This is a genomic window from Paraburkholderia sp. (assembly GCF_034668105.1).
GTDB lineage: Bacteria > Pseudomonadota > Gammaproteobacteria > Burkholderiales > Burkholderiaceae > Paraburkholderia.
The window spans coordinates 1-2,702 of the sequence record NZ_JAXDPY010000492.1; the positions used below are offsets into that span (position 1 = coordinate 1).

The window sequence follows — 2,702 nt, forward strand, 5'->3', positions numbered from 1 at the left end:
TGGTTTTATGGCTCATCGCGTTTATGTTCGTGACGGACTTGATCAAAAACCTTGACGCGGGAGGGCGCGCAGCCCATCACACACCTGCTAAAGCTCTGCCCGCGCCTCATTAATTAGCGAGGTGCCCCCGCGGCGCTCAGAGGTGGCCCCGTTCGTTCGGACAGTTTTTTCGATTTTTAAGTGGAACGCTGGGCGGTCACGCTGCCTTTTTAATCGCGGGCAGCATCGCGAAGTAAGCTTCATCCGGTGTCTTGTCCGACAGACTTGAATGAGGCCTTTGCTGGTTGTACCACGTCAGGTAGTTAGCGATCGACTTGCGTGCCTGGCCGACGGAGTCGTAGGCCTTCAAATATATCTCTTCGTACTTCACGCTGCGCCACAGCCGTTCGATAAAAACGTTGTCCCGCCAGCTTCCCTTGCCATCCATCGACAAAGCGATTCCGCGCTCGAGAACCGCGTCGGTGAAGACTGTACTGGTAAATTGGCTGCCTTGATCGGTGTTGACAATCTCAGGCAATCCATATTTCGAGAAGGCTTCTTCAAGCGCTGCCACCGCATGCTCAGCTTCCATCGTGATCGCGACCCGGTGCGCTAAAACACGGCGGCTGGCCCAATCGACCACAGCAGTGAGATAGACGAAACCGTGTGCCATAGGCACGTATGTTGTGTCCAATGCGTACACCTGGTTGCTGCGCTCGATCTTCCGATCGCGCAGCAGGTACGGCCAGATCTTGTGAGCCAGATGTTTGCGGCTCAGGTTCGGCTTGCGATACAGCGCTTCGATGCCCATTTTGCGCATCAACGTGCCGACGTGCTTGCGTCCGACCACTATGTCCTCTCGCTTGAGCAGGCGCATCAACATGCGCGCGCCGGCAAACGGATGCTCCAGGTGCAACTCGTCGATGCGGCGCATGAGCGCCAGTTCCGCGGCACTGACCGGACTCGGCGTGTAGTAGGCACTGGATCGGCTGATGCCGACCAGCTTGACCTGACGCGAAACCGGCAGCGGGTGGGCACGATCAATCATTTCTTTGCGCTCAGCAGGCCTGCCTTGCCGAGCGCGCCGGACAAAAAATCATTCTCCAGCGCCAATTGACCGATCTTTGCGTGAAGCGTCTTCAGATCCACCGGCGGCTCATGGACGGGCGCAACCGCCGCGCCGAACACGTCGGCCGCTCGTTCTTGCAACTGCCGCTTCCATTCCGTGATCTGGTTCGGATGAACCTCAAACTGCTGCGCCAATTCTGCCAGCGTGCGCTCCCCGCGTACTGCTGCCAGTGCCACCTTAGCCTTGAACGCCGCTGAGTGCGTGCGCCGGGTTCTCTTCGTCATCGTCTGGTTTCCTTTCTAGGCATTATGCCTATCTCAGTTCCCAGCGACTCCACCTAATCGACTGTCCAGATTTCCGGAGCCACCTCTGATCGCCTAACTCTGAACTATCCGGGTTTTGGTTCATTTAACTTTGAACTTTCCGACGTTCGCGGCCTTTCCCAACGTCAGAAACAGCACCGCTTGGTTCGCTCTTCTGACGACCCACTCCCGGACTGCCTCTGCGGACCTATGGCTGGAGTAAACGTTGGACCGGACAGTCAGCGACTAAGAAGCTGTTGCGAAATTAGTTAAACATTGGCTTGAGTCGCGTCCAGCAAATCAAGGCACAAGCCAGAGACAGGAAGGCTTCATGGACATGGGCATAGCGTTCGTAGCGAATCTTCAGGCGTCGGAACGAGTGAAGCCAGGCAATCGAGCGCTCGACTGGCCAACGCGTTTTACCCAGGCCACTGCCATGGGGCGAGCCAATCTTTGCGAGTACCGGCGTGATGCCGCGTTCTCTCAAACGCTGCCGGTGCGGTTCCGAGCTGTAGCCCCGGTCGCCCTGAACGATTTGCGGTTTATGCAGTGGACGTCCTCGCTTGCCGCGAATGTGTGGAATGGCATCGACGAGTGCATCAAGCTGGGTGACGTCGTGACGGTTCGCCCCGGTCAGGATGACCGCGAGCGGGAGGCCTTTCGCGTCGACGATGAGGTGGTGTTTGCTGCCGAGCTTGCGCCGGTCCGTTGGATTCGGGCCGGTTTTTTTCCCGCCAGCATCGCACGAATCGACGAGCTGTCCACAAGCACTCGTGACAGGTCGATTTCGCCACGACGACGCAGTTCGGCCAGCAACGCTTCGTGGATGCGTTGCCAGACTCCTGCTTCTTGCCATGCCACGAGCCGTCGCCAGCAGGCGGTGCCCGAACCGCATCCCATCTCTTGCGGTAGCAGGTTCCACGCAATGCCCGAGCGCAACACGAATACGATGCCGGTTAGAACGGCTCGGTCCGGTGTCGGTTTTCGACCGGCATATTGGCGATTGCGCGGTGCTCGCGCAGGCAGCAGCGGTTCGATGAGTGACCACAATTCGTCGTCTATCAGTTCTTTCGGCATCGCTTCCTGTCAGGCAAAACAAGACAGAAAGTTAACACCAAGTCGGAAAAGTTAACAGCCCCAAAACTTAATTTCGCAACAGCTTCTAAGCCGGAAAACTCGACATGCGAGAGCAGCAGAAAACGCAACGCGTTATGTGGAACTGGCGCTCGCGTCGGCGGACCTGTCGGAGGTGACGACGGTGGCGATTGACGAAACCTCGTACCGGCGCGGTCATGAGTATCTGACACTGGTTGCCGACATGCAGGCGCGGCGGGTCGTGTTCGTGACGACCG

The 2,702-nt window shown here is 57.9% G+C and carries 2 protein-coding genes and 1 pseudogene; 1 reads left to right on the top strand and 2 read right to left on the bottom strand.

The features are described from left to right. Window positions 1-196: 196 nt before the first annotated feature. Both QOC89_RS22270 and QOC89_RS22275 read right to left on the bottom strand, forming a co-directional pair. Window positions 197-1,332 (bottom strand): IS3 family transposase gene (locus tag QOC89_RS22270; RefSeq protein WP_416340438.1). Its coding sequence is split into 2 segments (ribosomal slippage): window positions 197-1,077 and window positions 1,077-1,332, totalling 1,137 coding nucleotides; the frame shifts between segments, so codons are not numbered across the junction. 283 nt (window positions 1,333-1,615) lie between these two features. Next, window positions 1,616-2,427 (bottom strand): IS5 family transposase gene (locus tag QOC89_RS22275; protein WP_168787739.1). Its coding sequence is split into 2 segments (ribosomal slippage): window positions 1,616-2,088 and window positions 2,088-2,427, totalling 813 coding nucleotides; the frame shifts between segments, so codons are not numbered across the junction. A gap of 130 nt (window positions 2,428-2,557) precedes the next feature. Between QOC89_RS22275 and QOC89_RS22280 the strand changes: the two are divergent. Further along, a pseudogene (locus QOC89_RS22280) lies at window positions 2,558-2,702 on the top strand (ISL3 family transposase); the annotation flags it as partial.